A 24,742-nucleotide genomic window follows, 5' to 3' on the forward strand; every position below is an offset into this window, starting at 1 on the left:
AAATGGCCTTGATAATAGACGTCACAGCGGCTGGGGTCGTAGTCGGCCATCACATGATCGGAGATCTTGATGATCTCATGATATGCGAAAACGCAGGGGATTTTGCCCGCTCCTTTGATATTTTGTTCTCGAAGACTTTGATGCAAGTTACGTCCAAGCTAACTTCTGTGCGTCTTCTTCGCGTCCAAGTTCGATAAGCGAAACTGCATGTGAGGAGATGACCATTGGAAGCGGGGGTTACGTCCTGATCAATCCAGGTAAACCTGTTATTGTAGACGTTGATGTAGAAGGAGACGGTAAACTAACTGAAATCAATATTCCGGTTTCAATTGTAGATTTACCACGTGCGAAACGTGAAACCACATCGTTTGAATTCCGCTTTGAACGTCCTTGGGATGGGAAGTGGCAATTACAGGGGTCTTATGTTTGGTCTAGGTCTTATGGAAATTATGAAGGCGGCGTCAAATCTGACAATGGCCAAAATGATACAGGCCTTACACAAGATTTTGACGAACCAGGCTGGATGGACGGCTCAACAGGATTGTTACCCAACAACAGAACCCATGCATTTAAACTGTTCGGCTCGTATGCGATTAAGAACAATTTGATTGCTGGCGCGAATTTGCGGGTTGTATCGGGTCGCCCCTATGGTTGTATTGGTACCTACCCTAAGGACGACGGACGGGCATCACTGACCGGTGTGTCTGCATGGTATTGTAACTTAACCGGGAAAGACGATGGCGCAAAGCTCACACCTCGCGGTAGCCAGTTTACAGGCGCATGGACAAGTAATTTAGACCTATCCCTGGCTTATAAACTTGAATTTACGAAGTTTGGCCAATCTACATTGCGATTGGATATCTTTAACGTTTTGAATAGTCAAAGAGCGGTTGATTATAATGAGATCGGCAATGAGGCTGATGGTAAGCCTAATTTGTTTTATCGTGTGCCAACTCAATACCAAGCGCCCCGCTCGGTTCGTTTAGGCTTCTCATACGAATTCTAATCTTACTGACACTTATGGAATAACATGCGGGCTCTAACATTCGTTGGAGCCCGCATTTGTTAGGCCAAGGATCAGGCGTTGAAACACTCCCCTGCAATCGATCGCGCGTAGCTCTTGGCGATGGGTGGCAGGCTCCCTATAGCTTTGATAGGACACCAGTAAGCTCTTAATTGAGGTGATTGGACGGAATGCATGGCCAGCCTTAATGATATTCGTACAGCCTTTTTGGACTTCTTTAGATCCAAGGGCCATCAAATCATGGCCTCAAGCCCCTTGGTGCCGCAAAATGACCCTACCTTGATGTTCACCAATGCCGGCATGGTGCAGTTCAAGAATGTATTTACTGGTGCCCAAACCCCGCCTGAGCCGCCGCGCGCAGTGACCAGCCAAAAGTGCGTGCGCGCTGGGGGCAAGCATAATGACCTTGATAATGTGGGCTATACTGCCCGCCACCACACATTTTTTGAAATGCTGGGCAATTTCTCCTTTGGCGATTATTTCAAAGCAGAAGCCATCAGCCATGCTTGGGAACTCCTAACCCGGGTCTTTGGGATAGATGCGGCCAAGTTGATCGTCACCGTCTATCACACCGATGAAGAGGCGCGAGGCTTGTGGCGCAAGATCGCGGGGCTCAGCGATGATCGGATTATCTCCATTCCAACCAACGATAATTTCTGGTCGATGGGCGATACCGGGCCTTGCGGGCCGTGTAGTGAGATTTTCTATGACCATGGCGAGCATATTTGGGGCGGCGTGCCTGGAAGTGCAGAAGAGGACGGCGACCGCTGGATTGAAATCTGGAACTTGGTATTTATGCAGTTTGAGCGCCACGCCGATGGCAGCCAAACAAGCCTCCCCAAGCCTAGTATTGACACCGGCATGGGGTTGGAGCGTGTATCAGCCGTGCTGCAAGGTGTGCATGACAATTATGACATTGACTTATTTCGAACCCTCATCGCGGCCTCTGAAAGCCTAACGGGCGTTAAAGCTGAAGGCGATCAACGCGCCAGCCATCGGGTGATTGCTGACCATATTCGGGCCTCAAGCTTTTTGATCGCCGATGGGGTAACGCCATCGAACGAAGGGCGCGGCTATGTGCTTCGGCGCATCATGCGCCGCGCGATGCGCCATGCCCATATGTTGGGGGCCAGTGAGCCGTTGTTGCACCGTTTGGCCCCGGTGCTGATCCAAGAAATGGGCGGCGCTTATAGCGAATTGCGCCGCGCAGAGGCCTTTATCACCTCAACACTGGAACAAGAAGAAGTGCGCTTCCGCCGCACCCTTGGCCGTGGCCTGTCCTTGTTGGACGAAGAAAGTGCGGCTTTATCGCAAGGCCAAGAATTGTCGGGTCAAGCGGCTTTTCAGCTTTATGACACCTATGGCTTTCCCGTTGACCTCACCCAAGACGTGCTACGCGCCCGTGGTATCGGCGTCGATATGGCAGGCTTTCACGCTGCGATGGACGAACAAAAAGCCCTTGCCCGTGCCGCTTGGTCGGGCAGCGGCGCGGCAGGCACCGATGCAGTATGGCTCAGCCTCAAGGATCAATATGGCGGCAGCGAATTTTTAGGCTATGGCCAAGATGAAGCCAGCGGACAGGTACTGGCTATCGTTGTGGATGGGGCCGAGATTGGCGAATTAAGTGCGGGTCAAGAAGGCGAACTTGTGTTCAACCAAACCCCATTTTACGCCGAAAGCGGCGGTCAGGCAGGCGATAAGGGTAAGATCCAGTTTGATACCGGGGCCATCTTTGAGGTTTATGATACCCAAAAACGCGCCGGGACGATCCATGGCCATAAGGGTCGTTTGATCCAAGGGCATATTAAGGTCGGGGATGCTGCAAGCCTTACAATTGATCTCGACCGCCGCACGGCCATTCGCGCCAACCATAGCGCCACCCATCTATTACATGCCGCCCTGCAAAATGTGCTGGGTCCCCATGTCACCCAAAAAGGCTCGCTGGTTGAGGCGGAACGACTTCGCTTTGACTTTGCGCATGGCTGCGGGCTCACCCGCAGCGAAATCGATGCGATAGAAGCCGAGGTCAATGCTGTCATCCGTCAAAACACCAAAGCAACCACCCGCTTAATGACGCCAGATGAGGCGATTGAAGAAGGGGCGATGGCTTTATTTGGCGAAAAATATGGTGATGAGGTGCGGGTCCTAGCGATGGGGCGCAAACTCAATCAGACGCCTAAATCCTATTCAGTGGAGCTGTGTGGCGGCACGCACGTTAGCCGCACAGGCGATATTGGCAGTTTCGTTATCGTCTCAGAAGGTGCCGTTGCGGCTGGGGTGCGCAGGATTGAAGCAGCAACGGGTCAAGCCGCCCTTGATCACCTCAAAGGTGAAGCCGCGATTGCGCGTGCGGCAGCCGAACCTCTCAAAGCCCAATTGCCCGATCTGCCTGCGCGGATTGAAGCACTTATGGGTGAGCGTAAACGGCTTGAAAAAGAGCTGACCGATGCGAAACAAAAGCTCGCCTTGGGTGGCAGTGGGGATGGCGCGAAAGCTGTTGAAGAGATCAATGGGATCAAGCTTGATGCGCGCATTTTAGACGGCATTGGTGCCAAGGATTTGCGCCCGATGGTGAATGAAGCCATCCAAAAACTGGGTCAAGGTGTCGTGGCCTATATCGCCTGCGCCGACGGTAAAGCCGCCATTGCAGTGGCCAGCACCATCGCTAGCGTCAGTGCAGTTGATCTGGTTAAGGCTGGCGTCTTTGCCATGGGCGGCCAAGGCGGCGGCGGTAGACCCGACTTTGCCCAAGGTGGCGCACCCACCGATGCGCAGGCAGCGGCAGGATTAGAAGCGGTAATGCAGGCAATGGCTTAGATGAAAGCGCTCAGCTATCTCATCCTGATCCCAACCGATCCCATTTATGTGCCGACCGAAGAGCAAGCCGAAACCGGGGCCGACGCGCTAGAGGCATTGATGCCAGCGGCCGAAGAAGTCACCTATGACATGTTTGACGACGTGCGCTTCATTGATGGTGGGCAAGCGTTCGAGGCAATCACCTGCCCATTATGCGGTAAGGATGCGCAGGCATGGTGGCATAATGCGATGGATAAAGCGGCAGAAGCCGAGTTTGAAGAGCTTGAGTGCACCGCCACGTGCTGTGGTGGCCAAACCAGTTTGAACGCGCTGATCTATCAACCCGCCGCGGCGTTTACGCGTTTTACTCTGGTTGCTACCAATGCGGGGGTTGGCGGCCTAAACGAGACGGATTTGACCGCCATTGGTGTGCCGCTTGGGTGTAAGCTTCGCGTGGTGACGCAGAGCATTTAGCAGCCATTGCACATGGTTTTTTGTTTTTTGCGAGGGCACACTCTTGCACTGCGAACCCTTCATGCGCATGTTCAAAATATGACCGACGAACACACCACCACCGCCCGCGACCATGAAACCACCCCTGCCCGCTTTGCGAGCTTTGAGGAGTTTTATCCGTTTTACATTTCTGAGCATCAAAATGTGATCAGCCGCCGCCTTCATATCGTTGGCACGGCTCTCGTTTGTTTATGTTTGCTCAATGTGGTACTTTGGGGCGTTGTGGGTGGCTTTCAATATTTGATCGCCGCACCCATCGTCGGCTATGGTTTTGCATGGGTTGGTCACTTCTTTTTTGAGAAGAATAAGCCTGCCACTTTCACTTATCCAGTTTGGAGCTTAATGGGTGATTTTCGCATGTTCGGCGAGACTATTATGGGCAAGCGTCCGTTTTAAGCCAAGCATGCATCGCTGTGGAGCAGTTGCCCCCTCGCCATCAGGGGGGATCAAGCCTAATTGAGTGGTATGCTGATACTTCTTTCCCCAGCTAAGAAACTAGACTTTAGCCCTGCCCCGATAGAGCTTTCGGCAACAAAGCCGCGCTTGACCGCCGATATTGCCGCTTTGGCCAAGGTCACCAAAAAGCTGAAGCGAAACCAAATTGTGAAACTGATGCATCTATCGGACAATCTGGCAGAGCTTAATTATCAGCGGTTTCAGGCATTTGATCCAGCCTTGGACGGGCCAGATGTGCTGCAAGGCGTGTTGGCCTTTAATGGCGATGTCTATCAAGGTCTGCGCGCCCGCGATTTGAGCTGCAATGATTTGGCCTGGGCGCAGGAGCATGTGCGCATACTCTCAGGGTTATACGGGATTTTGCGGCCACTCGATGTGATTGCCCCCTATCGACTGGAAATGGGCACACGCCTTAAAACCAGGCGTGGCGAGAGCCTTTATGCATTTTGGGGAGACCGTTTGGCCAAAGCGCTCAATGGCGATCTTAAGGAGCAAAGCAACCCCATCGTCCTCAATCTGGCTTCGACAGAATATTTCAGCGCCATCGCAACCAAGGCCCTCAAAGCGCGCGTAATTACGGGAGTTTTCAAAGAGATCAAGCATGGCCAAGCCCGTACCTTAAGCTTCTACGCTAAGCATGCGCGCGGGGCGATGGCGCGGTTTTGCATTGAAAACCGCATTGACGACCCTGAAGCCATCAAAGCCTTTAATATTGATGGCTATCGTTTTGATGCGGCGGCTTCCAAAATGGACACTTGGGTGTTTTCCCGCCCACAACCACCCGGCAAGATAGGCTGATCCCATGATCAAACCCGCCCTGAATATCGCGCTCCAAGGCGGTGGCTCGCATGGCGCTTTTGCGTGGGGGATTTTGGATGGCCTACTAGAAGAAGGCCGCTTTGAGATTGCGGCCATCACCGCAACCAGTGCCGGGGCGATGAATGGCGTCATCTGTGCGGAGGGTTGGCGCACGGGCGGACGAGAGGGTGCGCGCACAGCACTTGAAACCTTCTGGCTTAAAATCAGCCAAGCACGGGGCCCCTTTAGCCCGGTTAGCATGAATGCCATCGCCAAAGCGCTTGACCCATTTGGCGTATTTCGTGCTGCCCGCTTTCAATGGTTTGACGCTTTAACCAGCGTCGCAAGCCCCTATGAGTTTAATCCTTGGAACTTTAATCCCCTGCGCGATACTTTGTTGGAATGCGTGGATTTTGATGCACTGGTTCAAGACGCGCCGTTCCAATTATTCGTTGCCGCCACCAATGTGAAAAGCGGGCGTGCGAAAGTCTTTAAAACCGGGGAGCTTTGCGTCGATGCCATCTTGGCGTCGGCTTGCCTGCCCTATCTATTCCAAGCGGTGGAAGTAAACGGAGAATCCTATTGGGATGGTGGCTATATGGCCAATCCTGCACTTTGGCCGCTCTTTTACGAGGAGAGTTTGCCCAATGACGTTCTTTTATGCGCGCTTAACCCACAGACTTTAGAGAGCGTCCCCAAGACCAGTGCGGCTATCATGGACCGCCTCAATGAAATTACTTTCAATGCGAGCCTGATTGCAGAGCTGCGGGCCGTTGCCTTCGTGCAAAAGCTGCTAAGGGACGAGGTCGTAGCGGACCAACTCAAAGACCGATACCGGGCCATCAAAGTACATGCGATCAAAGCCGATGAGGCCTTAAGTGGCCTGGGTGCGGCCAGTAAATTCAATACCGATTGGGACTTTTTGCTCGACCTGAAGAATAAAGGGCGGGCGGCTTGGCAGGCTTGGTCAAGCGAGAACGGCGATGCTGTTGGCCACCATAGCACAGTTGATTTAACCAAGGATTTCTTAGACCGCTGATAGAAGCTCATTATCCAAGGGTACCAGACAGTTGGGGTCATCATGGGCGACCTTATTGACATGATCGCTGACCTGATAAGCGACCATGAAATCCGCCGGCGGTGGCGCGATCAGGCTTTGTAATGTAGAGGCCGGCGTATCATGGGCCAACCAATCGCGCCAATCGGGCTGTTGGACCACCACTGGAAAACGATCATGGAGCGGGCGAAAGCTGTCGTCGGCGGCGGTTGTAACAATCGCCATCGAGATCAGAATTTCTCCACCCTCAAGGCTTGCCGCCTCCCAAAGCCCCGCGAACGCAACGGGTTCCTTTGAAGGCTGCGCAATAAAATGGGGCGTGCGCAGCTTGCCATCGCGCTTCCACTCATAAAAACCATCCGCCGGGATCAGGCATCGCTTGCGTGCGAAGGCACCCCGAAACGCAGGTTTGTCGGCGACGGTCTCACCGCGCGCATTAAACAATGGGCCTGTTGGGGGATCCTTGGCCATCCAAGCGGGCCTTAAGCCCCAGCGTGCCATGATGATTCGTGTGTCACCCGCTTTACCGATCGCCACCATCGGCGCGAATTGGCTCGGGGCAACATTATAACGTGGGGCAAGATTGGGCCGATCAAGGGAGCCATACATATTAGCCATGGCTTCGGCGGGTAAGGTAATGGCGTATCGTCCACACATGCTTCCATGCTAGCATAAAGCCATGATGAAAAAAGCCACTCCCAGCCCGGTCCCTTCTCCGATTCCTGCGGTCGGCATTGTTTGTTTTGATGACGAAGGTCGGGTCCTGTTGATCAAACGCAGCAAACCACCGCGCCAGAATGAATGGTCCATTCCTGGTGGCAAGATTGAATGGGGCGAAAAAGCAATCGACGCCGCGCACCGTGAGCTGTTCGAGGAAACGGGCATTGTCGCAGATATCTTTGGCTTGATTGATGTGGTGGACGCGATTTTTTCATGCCGAACAAGTGGGCTGATTCATGGTCACTATGTGTTGATTGACTATGTTGCCAACTATACGCGGGGCACGTTGCAAGCAGGCGACGACGCGTGTGAGGTTTGCTTTGTCGCGATGGATGATTTGGATCGGTTCAATCTATGGCCGCAGACACGTGCCATCATTGATAAGGCTTGTGTTCAATGGTGCCAGACAGCCAAATTGGCTTAGGGCTGGCGTTTACACACCTGATCACGCGGGCGATCACCCGATAGCCGCCAGACAAATTGATGATATCCCAAGGGCTTTTCAAACTTGTAGTGTTTCTCAAACCAGCTATCGAAGAGCGGATCCTCACGCAGATAGGTCAAGGTGTTGAAACTGACAGGACGATTGGAAAACACACGACCAGATTCTTCAATCACCACATCGGGCGGACGGCATGTAAGGTCGGCGATATATTCGCGGCGTACCCGGTCTAATTCCTGGCGCCGCAGCATTTCTGCATTCAAATCCTTTTGTGGTACTTCAAGGCCAACCAACATCCACATGCCATAATGACGCGAAATGATCGGGCGATATAATATGCGAAGAATGTAAAAGGCATGCTCTGGCGAGATCGACAAGACCGAAATCCGGCTGTCTTCTGGCTCATGCATCACAAATGTGCGCAAAGTCGGATAGACCGGCTGCCCCTTGGTGAGGAGAACACGTTTGATCGGCTTATAAATAGCCTGATGAGAAAGAATAGCCAGACCAAGGCCCGCAACCGCAGCAATCAACCAACGTTTGTCGGCAAGAAACTTGGCACCAATGCTGGCCACAATCACGACGGAAATCCCTTGAGCAGCCAATAAATGATAGCGCCAGCCCTTAAGCTGTAGCCAAATCGCCAGCACCATAGCAGCCAGAGTCACTAAAAGACCCAAGATTAAAACGCGTCGATCACGCGCCACCAGAACTACCAAGAAAGCTACCAGTGCAAAATCGGTTTTCTGGAAGATAAACCCAAGGCGATGGCTAGGCGATAATTGCATGACCGGCCCGAAATTCGTATAAGCCAGCATGACTAAAGGCACAATCCGTGTGAAAAAGTCTTGGGCAAATAGGACTAAGGCCAGGGTGTAAAGCACGGCGCAGGCCGCTAAACCCAATGTCTCAAATCGGATCGGGCGATAATTACGCCCCATGCGCAGCCCCATAAAGCCTTCAATCAGAACAGGTACCAACACAAAAAAATGTTTGAGCGCAAAGCCATAAGCGCTAAAAGCCAGAGTAATTAATAATGCGGGCGTTGAAACCCTGTGCCCCTCGATACGCGCTGCCGCTAAAGCCGTCCATAATAGTGATGCCACCAAAAACGCATGCTCGCGCTGGCCGGTCTCACCCAAGGGTAAAAGGACATAAGACAAAGCAATAGAAAGCAGAATGACCTGACGCTGGCCCAAATCGACACTATCACGGGTCAGGTTGTTAAAGGCCCATAATGCCCCACCCGCTAGAAAGATAACCCCGATCGCCAAGACGTTATAGGCGGGCACATGCAGGAGTTCGCCAACATAATGCCACGGCAAAGCGGCCCAAAACCACAAGGGCGGATTGATCTCAATCACATCTTGATAAATGACTTTTCCAAGCGCCACTTGCTCCGCGACATAAAGCCGCCAAACGATATCCCCGGTTGGCGTAAGGTTGAGCATTGCCCATAAGCCAATGGCCAATATCCCCGCCAAACACATACCAAAAAGCGTCGTCCAGAACGGCCTGGTCCAAAACCTTGGTCTAGTATCAACTAAGATCGAGGTGGCAATGTTCATCAAGAGCTTCATTTCCGGGGTGGATTTCAAGGTACGCAAGCACTTCACCTAGCAGTTCTTGTGCATTGCTCATACGTGTGGTGCTGCGCTAGCGTACAATGGATGCAAAATAAAGGGTCAATTACCCCAAACGTACAATCAAATCGTCCATCTAATTGCAGCAGCAACTGCGATGTCTGCCCCTTTGACCATACTGTTTTGCTAAACAATCTGCAAAATTACGCGCCAGTTCGCACACTTTAGGAATTAAAGGACATGGAACGTTCAGCCTATACTGAAATGGCTGCCATTGACGAAAACCATTGGTGGTATCGGGCACGGCGCAGCATTGTGGCGGACGTCATTCAAAAAAATATCGTAAAGGGTCACCCCTTATCGATTGGTGAGATTGGCTGTGGCACGGGCTCAAACTTGCCGACATTACGCCACTTTGGTGACCTAATTGCGGTGGAGCCTGACGCGCAAGCACGCGCAATTGCCGCCAATCGCTGTGACACAAAAGTCCTTGCAGGCAGACTTCCAGATGACTTGCCACTTGGTCCTAACAGCCTAGATTTGGCCGTCATGCTCGATGTGCTTGAACATATTGAAGATGATGTGGCGGCACTCAAGGCAGTCCTACAAACTTTAAAGCCACAGGGTAAATTGTTGTTGACGGTTCCAGCCTTACCCTCGCTCTGGAGCCCCCATGATGAAGAACATCATCATAAAAGGCGTTATACGGCCTCCAGTCTTAGTCTAGTTCTAGGGCAAGCTGGTCTACGAATTGAGATGAAAAGCTATTTCAATACTTTATTGTTACCCATGATTGCGGGCATTCGGTGGCTAAAAAACCTAACCGGAAGCAAAAGTGTGGATACGGGTATTCCCGCCCCATGGCTCAATGGCCTTCTAGAAGCGATTTTTGCCTTTGAGCGCTATTTAATCGGTACACTGCCAATGCCACTGGGCGTGTCTTTGATTGTGATTGCGCGCGCGGATTAGGGGTAAAACCCGCACAATTTTGGTGCCGGCCGCTTATCTTTCAAGCGCCAAACCGGAAATGGCCCAGACTGGGCCCCTTGTTGATAAAACTCATCCAGCCATGCCTTCAGTTGAAGGTCTTGCGTCATGAAAGCCATAGCATCAAAAAGCTTGCGCTGGGGATTTCGATAAAAGCCCACTTCGCCAATGATGAGATCGGGCGAGCTGCACATGAGATCCGCCACAAATTCGCTGCGAACGCGCTTAAGCTCTTCTTGACGCATGGCTTCTAGGTGCGGATTTTGGCGCGGCGTTAGCAAAGCGGGCAGCATCCACATTGAATAATGACGTGACCCATAAGGTCGGCCGGCACGCGCTAAGGGATAAAATGTTCGTTCCGGCGCGGTTGAAAGTATCATAATTCTGTTATCTTTTGGTTGTTGGGCGATGAGGACCTTCAGTGCAGGTTCAATCCATTGGCCCTCATTTTTGACGGAAGCTAGTGCGGGTTGGACAATGGCAGTCCACACCAGAGGCGCTAATGCCAAAGGTGGTAAGACCCTTGCTAAACGGCCTGATCGCTGGCTCTCCCCATCGGGACAACACATCAAGCTAAGAACCATGATGGATAAGCCATTGGCCGCGATAAAATGATAGCGCCACCCCTTTTGCTGTAGCCATACAATCACACAACAAGTCAAGCTGGCCAGAAGGAGAGCGCTGGCCATGGTGCGTCGCTCCTTCACGCAAACAAACGCTATAATAGGGAGTATAATGAAGCTGCATTGGGCTATTAATTTTAGCAGGCGTTCTTGCGGAGTAAAAGCATTCCAAGGACCAAACCCGTAATAACTCAACTGGACTAGGTTCAATACACGGGTCAGAAATTCCGGTGCTAGCTTGAAGACCAAGCCAGCATAGAGGCAGGCGCACCCCAGTAAGACCACATTTTCAGGCCGCCATGGTCGCCAGATACGCCTTTGATGCCAAAGAAGCCATGCTTCCAACACCACAGGGATCAGGATAAAATAATGCTTTAGGGCAAATCCGTAAGCACAGAAAAAGCCTGTTAAACATGCAATAGGAAAGCTAATCGGATGCTTTTCTGCCCGTGCAGAGATCAGGGCAACCCAAAGGCCACTGGCTAGAAGCAACGATTGCTCCCGTTGGCCCAAATCCCCCATACTCATCAGGCATAAGCCAGCAATATAAGCAACTGTGACCCAACGGGCACTGCCCCCATCCAAAGTCTTGCGGGCAAGATGTATGAATAAGAAGGAAGCACCCACGATCCCCCAATTATGGAAGATAGCCAACGCCAAAGTGCTCGATAAAGGCGTAATCTGCGCCACAAAGGCGGCTGGCAGTGCCGCCCAAAACCACAAAGGCGGATTGACTTCTATGATATCACGATAGAGTTTCTGGCCCGCTAAAATCGCTTCCCCAATATGAAGACGCCATAGAATGTCGGGGCCTGGGGGTAAGACGATAGAAGCGGCAATACCTAGACCAAATATACATAAGCCCACAATAATTGGACCGGCTATACCTTGTGTAACATTAATCATCTGTGTCTGATTTATTGGCATTTGTTTCACCGGCAAAGACCCAAAAATTGAAGAATAAAAAATTGGTACCAGCAATAATAATCATCACGATGACCGAAACTAAGACGTCGGGTAGGTTATAGAGTTTTCGATTGGCCTGACTAATCGCTGCAGCGATTAAAAATCCAACGCCCACGGCAATCAAATAGCGCCATAAAGTGCCGGAATTGTGGAGTCGGTGGCCAAAAGTAAACTTGCCATGCGCGCTGTATTGCACCAGCAAAGCAGCACCATAGGCCAGATTTGAGCTTAAAAAGCGTACCAAACCAACGTAAACAAATGCGTTATAAACAAGGATATAAACCAAGGACGTCACACCACCAGCGATGACGTAGCGCACAAAAACAATGGCGCGCTGGTGCCATTCAGCCGCGGTCATGAAAACCAAAATGGCGCTTGATCAGATAAAGCGGGCGCTCTTTGGAGGCCATATAAATGCGCCCGACATATTCGCCAATCATACCCAAAACCATTAATTGTACACCGCCCATAAACATGACGGCAATGAATAACATGGTCCACCCACTGACCCATCGATCGGTAAAGAGGCGGTTAATCAATGCATAAAAGATGCCAAAATTGGCCAGCACTAAAATCAGGAGACCTAACAGAATAACAACGCGCAAGGGCACTAGAGAAAAAGACAACATACCGTCAAGTGCAAACAAAATCATTTTCCGTAGCGGATATTTGCTTTCCCCCGCTGCGCGGGCTTCACGACGATACGGGAGCCCAATTTGACGAAAACCTACCCAACTGACCATGCCACGTAAAAACCGATCCCGTTCCGGCATGGATTTGATGGCATCCACAACTTGGCGGTCCATCAAGCGAAAGTCACCGACATCAAGGGGAATATCCACATCAGAAAGCCGGTTCAGACCCCGATAAAAAGCCTGTGCTGTAGCGAGTTTAAATGCGCTTTCGCCATCACGGTCTGTACGCTGACCATACACAACATCATACCCACTTCGCCACAATGTAACCATATCTGCAATCAATTCGGGGGGGTCTTGTAAATCCGCGTCAATGAGGACGACACAATCTCCATTTGCCAAATCTATCCCCGCCGACACAGCCGGCTGATGGCCGAAATTACGCGACAGCATCACCACTTTGACCGCAGGATCAGCTTGGCTTAGGTCAATCAATTTTGAGGCCGTGGAATCCTTACTGCCATCATCCACATATATGATTTCATATGCCGCCAGATCATGTTGAGCCATGCCTTTAAGAACTTGGCTAAGTCGAGCATGGGAAATATTAATCACTGCTTCTTCGTTAAAGCACGGCACCACCACGCTAAGCCTGATTTTAGCGTTCCGGCGTGGTTCAAGGATTTGGGTGGTTTGAGTATCTGTGTGCAACATCAAATTTGTCTTAGCCTGTCGTGCCTCTAAGCACAAACAAGTATGCACCCACTAAGAAAGTTGGCGTCTATCAAGCGCGACTGACAAGTCACAATAGTATATCTAATCGTTGTGAAATTATACGTATGTTATTAGAGATACTTAATGAACAATGCTTACCCTCCCCTCAATGCCCTGCGCGCTTTTGAGGCAGCAGCGCGCAGACTCTCATTCACGAAAGCTGCCGAAGATCTTGATGTAACACCAGGGGCCATCAGCCAGCAGGTCAAGATTTTAGAAGATTTTGTCGGCCAGCCCCTTTTTCGCCGTCTGGGCCGCGCGGTTGAATTAACTGACGCTGCGCGCGTTTCCATGCCTTTACTGCGCGAGGCGTTTGAGCGGATCGACGATGCTGTGCGCCAAATGCGTTTACCATTACGGCGAGAGAGGGTATCGGTATCCGCTGCCCCTTCCTTTGCATCCAAGTGGCTGGTGCCGCGCATTGATCGGTTTCAAGCAGCTAATCCAGACGTTCAAGTCTGGGTAGCCGCGGATATGAACCTTGTTGACTTTGCCTATGCCGATGTCGATTTAGCCGTCCGTTATGGCCCTGGATATTATGAAGGTGTGACCTCTGAAATGCTGATGGGGGAAGAAGTGCTGCCGGTTTGTAGCCCGGCACTTTTAGAAGGCGGACGACCCCTTAAATCCCCGCAAGACCTTGTTGGCCACACCTTGCTGCATGATGTGAGCCCAGATAATGATCCTTCTTGCCCCGATTGGTCAATGTGGCTGGCCGCGCGCGGCATTGCGCGCGCCGATGGCAATCAAGGTTTGCGGTTTAACCAATCTGCTATGGTCATTGATGCTGCAGCTTCCGGGCGTGGGATCGCTTTGGCCAAGCGTGCGATTGCGGCTGCCGACCTTCAATCCGGGCGTCTGGTCGCCCCATTTGCCGGTGAAGGAGATAAGGTTGGCTTTGCTTATTGGCTTGTTCGCCCCAAGGGGCGTACCATGACCCCTGCGTTGAAGTCTTTTTTGGACTGGATCAAATCGGAAGCCACTGGAGACGATTGGGTCATCTAGTGATTGAGGCTTTGCCTCGGATGTCGGTCTAGTCTATCTGGCCGCCATGACAGATCTTGCATCCTCACCCCGCCATAGTGCACAAACCTGCCAGACTATGGCCGATGTCCGCTTTGAAATTGACCGCATAGACCGTCAACTGGTGGCCCTTTTGGCTGAACGCCAAAGCTTCATGGACGCTGCTGCCCGCATCAAGGGCAATCGAAACTTGATCCGTGACGAAGCGCGCATAGCTGACGTGATTGCCAAGGTTGAAATCAGTGCTCAGGCTGCGGGCCTGTCCATGGCGATTGCAGAACCGGTTTGGCGCACCTTAATGGATCGGTGCATCGCTTATGAGTTCAGAGCCTTTGATAAAAACCAAGTTCCAGCGGATCCAACAGGAAACTAAACTGGCTTACGCGCAGTTTGCTTACTTTAAGACGCCAGAGCGATTTGGTGCTCAATCACGGCAATGGCCCCCATTACCTCCTGCATCTGAATGGTCATGGCTTCATAAAAGGCGCGCTTTTGATCGCGGCTTAATGGAGCATCGCGACTTGCGGCCTCCGCCTGCGCGCACACCTCCCCCAAAGCCCATGCGCCAATACCGCGCGCTGCACCTTTGAGCGAATGGGCGGTATCACTCCAATCCTCCTGCGCCACATCTGGTTGAAGTGATTGACTCCATAATGCCATTTGCTGGCGGAAAAGCCCCAGAACTTCAAGAGTAAGTGCCTGGTCGCCACCAGTCATGCGATCGAGATGCGCACGATCAATGACAGGCCCATGTTCATACTTGTGCGGGTTCATACTCATGGGTTCTTGTTACCAGATCGAAATGAAAGGCGCATCTACAAACTAAGCAATCATAACAAATCAAAGATGAAGGCATTGTTCATCCCTGTTTCAGCTAAGCTTTGGCAAAATCGCCTTTGGGGCAACGAGCAAGGAAGTTCTGACATGCGACTTTTTTTTCCCGCAATGGTGCTTGGCACCCTCATCACCTGCACGACATCGGCTTTTGCGCAAACGGTGATCTATAAGACTTCACCACCCACGCCTCACTATGTAGGCGGTCGTGGGGATAGTTATTTTGGGCCACATGGTTATTGGCGGACATGGGATCAAAGTTGGGGTGATCCGGTCCGATATGCCCACCAATGGGGCTTTGATGAATATCATCCAAGGCGTGGATGGCGCCGCGAGCGCGACTGGTATGCCCACCCATCTGATTGGCGCGGTTGGGGTGGCTGGAACTGGTCATTTGAACTGCGCGGCGGCAGGGACCGCTGGGACGGGTATGACCGTCGCCATTACCGCCGCGACCGTGATGGCCCCCGCTATATCGCCTGCTATCGCCAATTTGGTCACGACTGGGTGCGTGGCCGCATGGCGCAAGTCAGCTTTAAGGTCTGCACCGACCGGCATGGAAGCAGCTATGAACAACCTGGCACACGACGGTTTGAAGCCTGGCTGTGGTAGTTAGGCAAGGCGACGGCGGACACAGGGTGGCGCTCATGCAGACAATAATGTTAAAGGACTTGAACCCTGCCCACTTTTAGGCCATACGCCCCAGCCTTGCTTATGCCGTAAGGATCGCGAGTTTGACTTTCACCCGTCACACCCGCCCGAAATGGCAAAGCCGGTCGGGTGATTAGCTCAGTTGGTAGAGCAGCTGACTCTTAATCAGCGGGTCGCAGGTTCGATCCCTGCATCACCCACCAAGTTTTTGCGGGCATGGGCGGTATCATAGTTTAGGTCGCTCGGAGCCTACCGCTTAACCTGCCCACCCCTTTTTGCTCCAAGCGCATGCAGCGCGGCGCAATAATTCCCAATCGGCCCAAGTTTGTTGGCTATCGCATTCAGCCTTAGATTGACAGAATATCTAGCTTCCTAAATATTGTCGCGCGTTAATCTCAATTGGATTTCGTTGATTGAAGGGCCACAATAATGCGACTGAAAGTAAAGCCTTCGATGATTGCGGCCATTGGCGCCTTGTTAAGCTTAAGCGGAACGGCATTCGCTCAGCAGACCGAAATTGTTACCGAGAATAGAACGCTAGAACTTGTTGCTTCTTCCGATCAAGGCATCGCGGCCTATAAAGCAGGCGATTACAAACGGGCCTTAAGTATTTTTGAGCCGTTGGGCCAAGCCGGAGATGCTCGGGCTCAAAATATGCTTGGTATGATGTACCGTTTTGGGAGAGGAGTAGAGCGCGATGGCGCAACCGCCGTCGACTGGTTTCAAAAAGCTGCGGAGCAAGGTTACGCCGAGGCACAATATCAGCTTGGATTTATGTATTCCAAGGCTCGTGGTGTGAAGCGAAGCGACGTTGAAGGTGCCGCTTGGTTCCTCAAGGCCGCTAACCAAGGGCATATTGATGCTCAGGTGGAGCTAGCCCTCCTGTATCAAAATGGACGCGGTGTCCCTCTTGACATTGCCGTGGCACTTTTTTGGTATCAAAAAGCTGCAGCACAAGGGCATTTGCTGGCACACCGCCAAATCGCAAGAATTTATCTTGAAGGCTTTGGCGTTCCAAAGGACGACGCATTGTATGCAAATTGGTTGGAAAAGGCGGCTGCGCTGGGGGATCCAGACGCTCAAACGTACCTCGCATGGAGCTATTTAGATGGTGTTGGAGGGAGGAAAGACTTTAGCAGTGTGGAAAGCTGGCTGCGAAAAGCAGCTGGAAAAAACTATCCCCCAGCGCAACAAGCTTTGGGATATATGTACCGATATGGCAAAGGGGTCCAAAAGGACTTTTTAACCGCCGCAAGCTGGTACACAAAAGCTGCTGACCAAGGCTTTGCCCCTGCTCAACATGGCCTTGGTGAACTTTACGAGAAGGGCGAAGGGGTTCCGCTCGACGATGTTGTGGCACTGAACTGGATTCGGAAAGCGGCAGATCAAGGGGATAGAGCGGCGAAGGCAAACCTAAGAAAACGGAGTGCCGTGGTTTCTGGTTCGAGGGGCGCCTTATCCATAAGCCGAAAGCGTTTCTGGGCTGAAGCAGGAGAAGCGAAAGCGCAATATGATCTTGGGTATTTGTACTTTGACGGAGATGGTCTGCCTCAGGACTTTATGGCGGCCGCATCTTGGTTTCGAAAGGCCGCTGAACAAGGGCACAAAGGCGCTCAGCTCAACCTCGGCAATATGTACCGATTGGGGCTTGGGTTGCCAAAAGATTACGCCAGTGCGGCCAGTTGGTACCTAAAGGCTGCCGAACGCGGGGATGCTGACGCTCAAAACAATCTCGGCAGCCTTTATTCCATTGAAGACAGCTCCATTCAGGATTATTCAACCGCTTTAAGTTGGTTCGAAAAAGCAGCCAAAAAAGGCCATTGGGCAGCAAATATCAATATTGGGCTAATGTATTCAAAAGGTCAAGGTGTACCAAAAGATGATTCAATTGCTTTTAGTTGGTACCTAAAGGCTGCCGAACGCTGGTCTTGGACTGCCCAAATAATTGTTGCAAATAGCTATGCATCTGGAAAAGGTGTGAAACAAGACTTTGCGACTGCGTTCAAGTGGTATGAAAGAGCAGCAAAACAAGACGTCGACTCCCAGTTTTTACTGGGACAGTGGTACGAAATAGGCCGCGGGAAAGAAAAGAGTGAAATAAATGCCTTTACATTCTACAAATTGGCCGCAGAAAAAGGCCACCCTGGTGCACAACTTGCGATTGGATCTATGTTATCTGACGGTCGAGGCATGACGCAAGACTTCATTGAAGCTTATAAATGGATTGAGATCAGTGGCAATTGTATGTGTGCCGAGAGTAAGCAAGCTAAAGATCAGCTCGCAGCGGAAATGACCGTCGCCCAAATAGCGGAAGCCCAAAGACTAGCACGCGAATGGCAGAATAAATGAGGGCAGTAAGGACGGCAGACAGTCGCTTTCCAAGAGAATGGTTTTATTCAGAGATAAAATTCTCGGCATATCGTCTATACAACCACAGTAATCGACCAGCATCCACGCCATGGCGGAATTGCCCTTCCACTGAAGCTATCACACCCCACCCACCCCCAATGTAAATCAATTTGCTTGGCCACGCTTGGTGAGGCATGTTGGGGCGATGTAGGGGCCGGATGGCACCAAGCGTTGACGAAGTTCTGAAGTTGCTGCGGGTTGGGCACGAAACAATGAGTAATAAGTCACATAAGGATGCTTCTGAGTTGGGGCCAAAAGATAAGTCAGAGCATATACACAAAGTCACTCAATCTATGGAGGCTCCTGCACCTGCCACAAAGACTGCCAAGGCTATGCATGCCGACAACCAAACAGAGGTAGAAGCCACGGCTCAGAAAAAATCAGTGCCGTCCCTATCGACATCCGTTGAACTCTCTCAAGCCTCAGGCGGGGATCTAGCGGCGCGCTCAGATAGCGACCTAGACAGCACTGAACCAATGCAAGCGGCTGAAGCCAAAATGGCGTGGCAGACGGCTGCGGAAGAACCAGATGGCAATGTTTCGATCAAAAAACGGCCAGCATACAAATCGACACCAACCTTGCTTTTTAGTTCTATTGGTTTAGCTATGATTTGGGTGGCCGGGGTTGGTCACTATATCGTTCAGAACATCAACACGCTTAAGACTGATGAAGCGACGATGCTTGTCAGTTTTGCTGTCTTACTTTTTGGACCGGTATTTGCGCTGCTTTCTGGCCTATTGGGGGAAAGTTTAGCTAAGTCACAACGCGAGTCTAAATTATTGTTGACTGCAGTGAGGCGCTTGTTACATCCCAATCATGTTGCTGAGGGTGCCATTCGATCCACGGCGCAAGCTGTACAAGGTGAAATTGGCCGTCTTGAAGCAGCACTCGACCAGGTTGAAGAACGTCTTGCCCAAATTGAAACCCATGTTGACCAGCGTACGAAAGCCTTAAACCAAGCCGGAGAAATTGCCCGCCACAGCGCACAAAGCCTTGTCGTAACAATGGAACAAGAACGCGATCACCTAAAGCAGGTGTTGGCTTCTTGGTCAGAAATAACCACACTTGCGGCCACCACAACCGCCCAAGCTACGGTGGATTTAGATCAACGTGCCGCGCGATTGACCGAAGTGGCACAAAGCTTGGCTGTCCAATCCAGTCAAGTATCGGAATTAGCAGCTGGGTCGGCTGAACGCCTAGACCTTGCTGCCGGGCGGGCTACGAGTGCGATTGCGGATTTAGATAGTGCCGCGATGCGGGGCGAGGCTGCCCTAACACGCGCGCATGATCTCATGTTTCTTGCCCGCATGCGTGCGGACGAAGCTATCACAAGTTTGGAAACTGCGGTGCAATCTCTCAATCAAGCCGCCACCGGGGCGAGCCAGTCTGCCCGCGAGGCATCCGCTACCATTGTCGGGCAGGCAAAAGAAACACGCGACCTGTCGCTCGCCACCCTTGATGATGTCCGCACCACTGCAGAAGCCAATGCGCGCGCCGTAGTGGAAGCGCTTCGTGCTGAAGCCGCGGCTGCCCGCCTTGCAGGGGAAGAAACCCTAAAAAGCTTAAAGGCAAGTGGTGAGGTCATGCGTGAAACAGCCGAAGAAGCGCGCGAAAGGGCAAGCCAGCAAGTGATAGAAAACCAGCAAAGACTTGAACAGGCACGCCAAACGGCCTTTGATGTTGGTCACGCTGCAGATGAATTCCTTGAATCTCGGGTGAAAGAAGCTCAGGCCTTGATTGAACAATCATCTGGCCTGTTGGATCAAACCGGTGTCCGTATCCAAGAGCGCTTTAGTGCTCTGGCGGCTGCTTGTGCCGATCAAGCACGTTCGGTTGAAGATGTGTTGGATGCCATGGATCGGCGGCTTGATCAATTACCACTTGAAGCTGAAGCGCGGGCGCATGCAATTGAAACCGCTTTGAATGAAACGCTAGCCCGCCTCAATGCAGCTGGACGAAAGGCAGCCGACGAAACAGCAGCTTTGGACGAGGCTTTCCAAGTGCGTTTGCGCGATTCCTATGCTGCCTTAGCCGAAGTGGTTCATCGCCTTGGCGGGCTTTCCAGTGTTATGGCTCCTATCGGCCTTGGGGGTGCACAATCCGCATCTACGCTCACTGCAATGCAAACTGCCCCATCTGTGCCCCCACAACCAGAGGTTTCGCCTCCAAATCCAATGGGTTCTAGTTCACTGGGTTCTAGTCCTACCGACACCCACATTTCAACACCCAATACCTATAGGCCCCCTGACGGTTTGAACGCTGGTACACCTTCATTAAGGGGACGTTTGGCGATTTCCAGCCCAATCCCCTTAGAAGAGGATCCATTTGCAGAGCTACAGACGGATCGAAACGCGGCAGCCAATTCTGGTAGAAAGGGGAATTGGAGTTGGAAACAAGTCCTATCAACCCTCGACTCTAAAGATGGATCAACAGAAACATCCATGGTTTCAGCTTTAGTGAGCGATCTAGGCCTTGACCTATCCCTTAACGAGACGGCACTAGAAGAGCTCAATGGATTAGCAAGCCGATCCCGCGATCAAGCACGTCGTGCCGTTCGAAATATCATCCCAACCAAAGTCCTCGCGATGCGTCACCGCCTCTCCTCCGATACAGATTTACGAGGCGCCATTGTGCGATTTGTTGAGGCCCGTCGCGAAGCCGCCTCTAGAGGGCGGCTTAGAGATCACGAAGCCCGTCTCTATTTTACCGCAGATGCGGCCCTTGAAGCCTGATCGGCCTTGATGGCTTCAAGTGACCAGTTCATGGTCTTTAAAGCAAAGTCCCTAGTGGCCAGTTCAAGCGCACGTGCAGGTTGGGTGACATTGCCGCGGGGCGCAATTGCTTCGCCAACGATAACCCTGGAAGCAATTGGTTTACCGCTATAAGCGTCGATCAGACGGGCTGAAGCCTCAATCCGTGCTACACCTTTTTTACGTCCTTGGGGTTCAGTGACTTGAAAATCACTAACGTCAAAATGAACTTCATAGTCAGGGCGGGCTATTGTGACCGCACGAACCGCCGACACAAAAGCTCCAGCACGGTCAAAGGTTTCGAGCACGACGTTTTGGATCGATATTGCCGAAGATGCAGAAAACTTTAATCCTTCAACATAAGCGTAAGTCTTATCCTCCCGCATCACCGCAATGCCATTCCCATCTAAAACCGTTGGCAGGTTTGGCAGGCCAATTCCAATGCTAAAGGGGCTTTGCTGAGCCAAGCGGACCGTATTTGGATCCGCGCGCATGGCAACTACCAATGGGGCTTTTGCGGGTTTTGGCAGTAAAGTGATACATCCTGCCACAGGGATTAAGACCAACATAACCGCCAGAATCAAACCAAGTCGTTGAGGGTGCATTATTGTTTCCATTTCACTGTCGCAGGAGGTGGGCGATTAACCAATTCCATTGGATTGCGATTGATCTGCTGACCAAGTGCATCAAAAGTCATCGCTGTATTGCGAATTTCCTGCGATGCCCTGCTCAAATCAGGCAAGGTTTGTTCGGCACCCGTTTTGAAAAAATGATCAATCGAGACCACGGCACGGTTTGTATTCTCGGCCACAGCTCCAAATTGGTTGGTCGCGATACGCATAGCAATGGCGGTATCATTAAACTCTTTCATGGTAGCCTGCGCTTGGGTTAGGGATTCCATGGTTTTAGCTAATGTCAGTTCCGCGCCCCCAGACAAAGAATTGGCATCCTCATTGAGACCTTCAACTAAAAGACGGCTCGCACGGATTAAGCCATGAGACTCATCACTTAAAGTCTTGGATTGAACAATTAGGTTTTTTCCTAATACATCATAAGTGACTGCTACCTTTAAACTTTGGTCTGAGAATTTTCTCGCTGTGCGAGCCAAAACAATTGCTTCCTGATTGGTCTGACGAAATGCTTCAGCGGCGAGGCTCGCTTCCTTTAAGATATTGGTAAAATTGTCCATGTTTTCAGCGCTTAAAAGCTTATTTAGGCGCGTGACGGCTTCAAGGGAGGATGAAAGTATACTTTCCCCATCCTGTAACACACGATCTAATTGGCCACGTTGGCTACGAATAATTGGCGGGTTTTGACCGATGCGTGGATACAGGCGTTTTGCGCCATCTGAACCTGCCAGAATTTGGATATAGGCAGATCCGGTTAATCCAGAAGGTTCCAATTGGGCTATCGAATCAGTCTTGACCGGCGTCGCACTTTGAACGCGTATCCTTGCCACCACGTCCTTGGGGTTTTTCACACTGAGATTTAATGCCGTGACTTCACCAACTTTGATCCCATTAAACCTAACTTCGCCGCCGACTTCCAATCCTCGGACTGGACCTTCAAAAATGACTTCAAAATGGGATTCTTGTTTATCAATCCCTGAATTGCTCATCCAGAGGGTAAAAAAGATCGCGGAGAAAAGCGCTAATATGGTGAACAATCCGATCATCACATAATTGGCACGTGTTTCCATCTCACCCTCCAACCAATCCCAATGCGGCACGCCCGCGCGGCCCACCAAAATACTCAGCCAACCAACCCGTGGCGTGTTGGCGTAAATAATCTAAAGGCCCGATAGCTATAACTCTGCCTTCTGCCAATGCTGCAACACGATCGCACGCGTCGCGCAAGGTATCTAAATCATGCGTAATGAGGAAAATTGTTAGCCCTAAAGTCTCTTTAAGTTCATTAACCAGTTCATCAAACCGACCAGCCGTGATAGGGTCAAGACCGGCTGTAGGCTCATCCAGAAACAAAATATCTGGATCAAGGGCGATTGCGCGCGCTAAGGCTGCGCGTTTGCGCATCCCACCAGATAATTCTGAGGGCAATTTATGGGCAGAGGATAAAGGCAGACCCGCCATTAAAATCTTCAAATCAGCAATCTCGGACGCTAAACTCTTGGGCAAGTTTGTATGTTCGCTGATCGGAACCAACACATTTTCATGCACGGTTAAGTTTGAAAATAAAGCGCCATCTTGAAACATAACGCCCCATTTTGAATCGAGTGCTTGGCGCTGGCCTGCATCACCCGACCAGACATTATAGCCAAGGACATGGACTTGGCCTTCAGAAGGCTGGCGTAACCCGATAATGCCCCGCATCAAGACCGATTTTCCAGTACCCGAACCACCGACAATACCGATGGTTTCACCCCGCATTACGTCCAGATCCAAATTTTCATGAATGGTAACTTTGCCAAAGCGATTGGCAATACCCCGCAAACGGATCGCGATTTGATCCTCCGGCAAATCCAGAATGGGGGTGAGGGCATGCGCCGGGTTCATATCCCTAATTCCATATAGATTAATGCAAAAACCGCCTCGACCACAATGACCATAAAAAGAGCTTGCACCACCGAAGCGGTGGTGCGCTGACCAAGTGAAATGACATTATTGGCCACATTTAGTCCTTGGCGACAGCCAATGATAGCGATGATAATGGCAAACACTGGTGCTTTAGCCATGCCAGCCCAAAATTGATCTACACCGACATTATTGGTTAGGCGTGTGAAGAATAAAGTCAGACTAAGGTCCAAAGTGAGTACCGTGACCAATGCCCCGCCAGCTATCCCCGCAAGCATCGCTAAAAACGTCAAGATCGGGAACATCACTAAAAGGGCAATGACCCTTGGTACCACCAGCATATCCATAGGATTCATTCCCAAGATACGTAACGCATCTATTTCTTGAGTCATTTTCATGGATCCAATTTGGGCGGTAAAGGAAGAATCTGACCTTCCAGCCAATATGATCGCAGTGATCAAGACGCCAAATTCTCGCAAAACTGCAAAACCAACCAATTCGATCGTGAAAATCGATGCCCCAAAATCTTGCAAAATCGTTTTGCCTAAAAAAGCAAGAACCGATCCGATAAAAAAAGATAAGGTCATGACGATTGGTACTGCGTTAACACCAGCACTTTCTGCTACCGCAAACGTCGGCAACCATCGAACACTACTTGGATTTAAAATGGCGCGCCAACAGGCCACAATGGTTTCGCCTAAAAAACCTAAAGTATCGACCATTTCATCATAAATCTGAACGACACTGCGGCCAATGTGCTCCAAAAATTGGTGAACAGATGAAGTGATGCGGGTTTCAACATTTCTTCCCTGCGTGTGTTTGCGGACTTCGCCCAACATACGCCCTGCTACTGGGTGATCACCAATTAAAATGGCAGGACTTTCTAGCGAAGAGGCTAATGCCTTTTCGATGGCATAGGCACCGGCTGTATCGAGATCTTTTAACTGCGCAACATCTACAATAGCCGGGCGATGTGCATTTAGCCCACGAACAACGCGCAATCGCGCATCCAACGCACCAATTGTATGAATGGTCCAATCACCAGACACCCGCAGGACGGGCCCCTTACTGCTCGTAACGATCGAAAATTGGGCCTCTAAGGGTGACAATGAATGGCCTTCCTCATTTGTCAGCCGACAACAGCATAGTTGGTTGAAACATGAATGGCCT

24 protein-coding genes and 1 tRNA gene are annotated in these 24,742 nt (G+C 51.2%); 15 read left to right on the forward strand and 10 right to left on the reverse strand.

Annotated elements, in window-relative coordinates; translation table 11 throughout:
- From PsB1_RS07660 to PsB1_RS07690, 7 genes are all read left to right on the forward strand, one after another.
- Nucleotides 1–197: hypothetical protein (locus PsB1_RS07660; RefSeq protein ID WP_284360220.1), on the forward strand; the 197-nt coding region annotated here is incomplete at its 5' end.
- 20 nt (nt 198–217) lie between these two features.
- The gene (locus PsB1_RS07665) at nt 218–1,006 is read left to right on the forward strand and encodes a hypothetical protein (RefSeq protein WP_284360222.1); all 789 of its coding nucleotides are present in this window, start codon (nt 218–220) and stop codon (nt 1,004–1,006) included.
- A gap of 192 nt (nt 1,007–1,198) precedes the next feature.
- Entirely contained in the window at nt 1,199–3,841 is a 2,643-nt protein-coding gene (gene alaS / locus PsB1_RS07670) for an alanine--tRNA ligase (RefSeq protein WP_284360223.1), read from the forward strand.
- Entirely contained in the window at nt 3,842–4,294 is a 453-nt protein-coding gene (locus tag PsB1_RS07675) for a hypothetical protein (protein WP_284360224.1), read from the forward strand.
- A 78-nt stretch (nt 4,295–4,372) separates the two neighbouring features.
- A complete protein-coding gene (locus PsB1_RS07680) occupies nt 4,373–4,729 on the forward strand; it encodes an Mpo1-like protein (protein ID WP_284360226.1) in 357 nt (118 codons plus the stop codon).
- Between the two features lie 69 nt (nt 4,730–4,798).
- Nucleotides 4,799–5,587 carry a peroxide stress protein YaaA gene (yaaA, locus tag PsB1_RS07685; RefSeq protein ID WP_284360227.1) on the forward strand — a complete coding sequence of 263 codons (789 nt, stop codon included), beginning with the start codon at nt 4,799–4,801 and terminating at the stop codon, nt 5,585–5,587.
- Between the two features lie 4 nt (nt 5,588–5,591).
- Nucleotides 5,592–6,626 carry a patatin-like phospholipase family protein gene (locus PsB1_RS07690; RefSeq protein ID WP_284360228.1) on the forward strand — a complete coding sequence of 345 codons (1,035 nt, stop codon included), beginning with the start codon at nt 5,592–5,594 and terminating at the stop codon, nt 6,624–6,626.
- Here PsB1_RS07690 and PsB1_RS07695 read toward each other — a convergent pair.
- Nucleotides 6,615–7,301 (reverse strand): SOS response-associated peptidase, encoded by a 687-nt coding sequence (locus tag PsB1_RS07695; protein WP_284360230.1) that lies wholly within the window; start codon nt 7,299–7,301, stop codon nt 6,615–6,617. The two genes, PsB1_RS07690 and PsB1_RS07695, sit on opposite strands and share 12 nt — an antisense overlap.
- A 22-nt stretch (nt 7,302–7,323) precedes the next feature.
- On the opposite strand from PsB1_RS07695, the gene PsB1_RS07700 reads away from it, so the two are divergent.
- Nucleotides 7,324–7,788 carry an NUDIX hydrolase gene (locus PsB1_RS07700; RefSeq protein WP_284360231.1) on the forward strand — a complete coding sequence of 155 codons (465 nt, stop codon included), beginning with the start codon at nt 7,324–7,326 and terminating at the stop codon, nt 7,786–7,788.
- Here the strand turns inward: PsB1_RS07700 and PsB1_RS07705 are convergent.
- The gene (locus tag PsB1_RS07705; protein ID WP_284360232.1) at nt 7,785–9,374 is read right to left on the reverse strand and encodes a hypothetical protein; all 1,590 of its coding nucleotides are present in this window, start codon (nt 9,372–9,374) and stop codon (nt 7,785–7,787) included. The genes PsB1_RS07700 and PsB1_RS07705 overlap by 4 nt on opposite strands.
- 255 nt (nt 9,375–9,629) lie before the next feature.
- Here PsB1_RS07705 and PsB1_RS07710 point away from each other — a divergent pair, with 255 nt between their 5' ends.
- Nucleotides 9,630–10,358, forward strand: coding sequence for a class I SAM-dependent methyltransferase (locus PsB1_RS07710; protein ID WP_284360234.1), 729 nt, complete (start codon nt 9,630–9,632; stop codon nt 10,356–10,358).
- Here the strand turns inward: PsB1_RS07710 and PsB1_RS07715 are convergent.
- Genes PsB1_RS07715 through PsB1_RS07725 form a run of 3 tightly spaced genes read right to left on the reverse strand, consistent with a single transcriptional unit; the run spans nt 10,355 to nt 13,314 of the window.
- Nucleotides 10,355–11,905 carry a hypothetical protein gene (locus PsB1_RS07715; protein ID WP_284360235.1) on the reverse strand — a complete coding sequence of 517 codons (1,551 nt, stop codon included), beginning with the start codon at nt 11,903–11,905 and terminating at the stop codon, nt 10,355–10,357. The two genes, PsB1_RS07710 and PsB1_RS07715, sit on opposite strands and share 4 nt — an antisense overlap.
- Nucleotides 11,898–12,323 carry a GtrA family protein gene (locus tag PsB1_RS07720; protein WP_284360236.1) on the reverse strand — a complete coding sequence of 142 codons (426 nt, stop codon included), beginning with the start codon at nt 12,321–12,323 and terminating at the stop codon, nt 11,898–11,900. Before PsB1_RS07720 ends, PsB1_RS07715 begins: the two co-directional genes overlap by 8 nt.
- Complete coding sequence (locus PsB1_RS07725; RefSeq protein ID WP_284360238.1) at nt 12,310–13,314, reverse strand: glycosyltransferase family 2 protein; 1,005 nt, start codon at nt 13,312–13,314, stop codon at nt 12,310–12,312. The genes PsB1_RS07720 and PsB1_RS07725 overlap by 14 nt, the downstream gene beginning before the upstream one ends.
- Before the next feature lie 144 nt (nt 13,315–13,458).
- Between PsB1_RS07725 and gcvA the strand changes: the two genes are divergently transcribed.
- Entirely contained in the window at nt 13,459–14,379 is a 921-nt protein-coding gene (gene gcvA, locus PsB1_RS07730) for a transcriptional regulator GcvA (RefSeq protein WP_284360239.1), read from the forward strand.
- Between the two features lie 46 nt (nt 14,380–14,425).
- Nucleotides 14,426–14,770 carry a chorismate mutase gene (locus PsB1_RS07735; protein WP_284360240.1) on the forward strand — a complete coding sequence of 115 codons (345 nt, stop codon included), beginning with the start codon at nt 14,426–14,428 and terminating at the stop codon, nt 14,768–14,770.
- A 26-nt stretch (nt 14,771–14,796) separates the two neighbouring features.
- On the opposite strand, the gene PsB1_RS07740 is transcribed toward PsB1_RS07735, so the two are convergent.
- Nucleotides 14,797–15,171, reverse strand: a complete 375-nt coding sequence (locus tag PsB1_RS07740; protein ID WP_284360241.1) for an Hpt domain-containing protein — start codon at nt 15,169–15,171, stop codon at nt 14,797–14,799.
- 150 nt (nt 15,172–15,321) lie between these two features.
- Here PsB1_RS07740 and PsB1_RS07745 point away from each other — a divergent pair, with 150 nt between their 5' ends.
- The 4 genes from PsB1_RS07745 to PsB1_RS07760 all read left to right on the forward strand — a co-directional run bounded on the left by PsB1_RS07745 (nt 15,322) and on the right by PsB1_RS07760 (nt 21,023).
- The gene (locus PsB1_RS07745) at nt 15,322–15,843 is read left to right on the forward strand and encodes a hypothetical protein (protein WP_284360242.1); all 522 of its coding nucleotides are present in this window, start codon (nt 15,322–15,324) and stop codon (nt 15,841–15,843) included.
- 166 nt (nt 15,844–16,009) lie between these two features.
- A tRNA-Lys gene (locus PsB1_RS07750) sits at nt 16,010–16,085 on the forward strand.
- A gap of 226 nt (nt 16,086–16,311) precedes the next feature.
- Nucleotides 16,312–18,231, forward strand: coding sequence for a tetratricopeptide repeat protein (locus tag PsB1_RS07755; RefSeq protein ID WP_284360243.1), 1,920 nt, complete (start codon nt 16,312–16,314; stop codon nt 18,229–18,231).
- A 272-nt stretch (nt 18,232–18,503) separates the two neighbouring features.
- Nucleotides 18,504–21,023: a coiled-coil domain-containing protein gene (locus PsB1_RS07760; protein ID WP_284360244.1), complete on the forward strand. Its 2,520-nt coding sequence runs from the start codon at nt 18,504–18,506 to the stop codon at nt 21,021–21,023.
- Here PsB1_RS07760 and PsB1_RS07765 read toward each other — a convergent pair.
- Genes PsB1_RS07765 through PsB1_RS07780 form a run of 4 tightly spaced genes read right to left on the reverse strand, consistent with a single transcriptional unit; the run spans nt 20,990 to nt 24,681 of the window.
- On the reverse strand, nt 20,990–21,646 hold the full coding sequence (locus PsB1_RS07765) for an ABC-type transport auxiliary lipoprotein family protein (protein ID WP_284360245.1): 657 nt from the start codon (nt 21,644–21,646) through the stop codon (nt 20,990–20,992). The genes PsB1_RS07760 and PsB1_RS07765 overlap by 34 nt on opposite strands.
- Complete coding sequence (locus tag PsB1_RS07770) at nt 21,646–22,740, reverse strand: MlaD family protein (RefSeq protein WP_284360246.1); 1,095 nt, start codon at nt 22,738–22,740, stop codon at nt 21,646–21,648. The genes PsB1_RS07765 and PsB1_RS07770 overlap by 1 nt, the downstream gene beginning before the upstream one ends.
- Nucleotide 22,741: 1 nt before the next feature.
- Nucleotides 22,742–23,554 carry an ABC transporter ATP-binding protein gene (locus PsB1_RS07775; RefSeq protein WP_284360247.1) on the reverse strand — a complete coding sequence of 271 codons (813 nt, stop codon included), beginning with the start codon at nt 23,552–23,554 and terminating at the stop codon, nt 22,742–22,744.
- Nucleotides 23,551–24,681: an ABC transporter permease gene (locus tag PsB1_RS07780; RefSeq protein WP_284360248.1), complete on the reverse strand. Its 1,131-nt coding sequence runs from the start codon at nt 24,679–24,681 to the stop codon at nt 23,551–23,553. The genes PsB1_RS07775 and PsB1_RS07780 overlap by 4 nt, the downstream gene beginning before the upstream one ends.
- Between the last annotated feature and the right edge of the window lie 61 nt (nt 24,682–24,742).

This window comes from Candidatus Phycosocius spiralis (assembly GCF_030158815.1).
GTDB classification, from domain to species: domain Bacteria; phylum Pseudomonadota; class Alphaproteobacteria; order Caulobacterales; family Aquidulcibacteraceae; genus Aquidulcibacter; species Aquidulcibacter spiralis.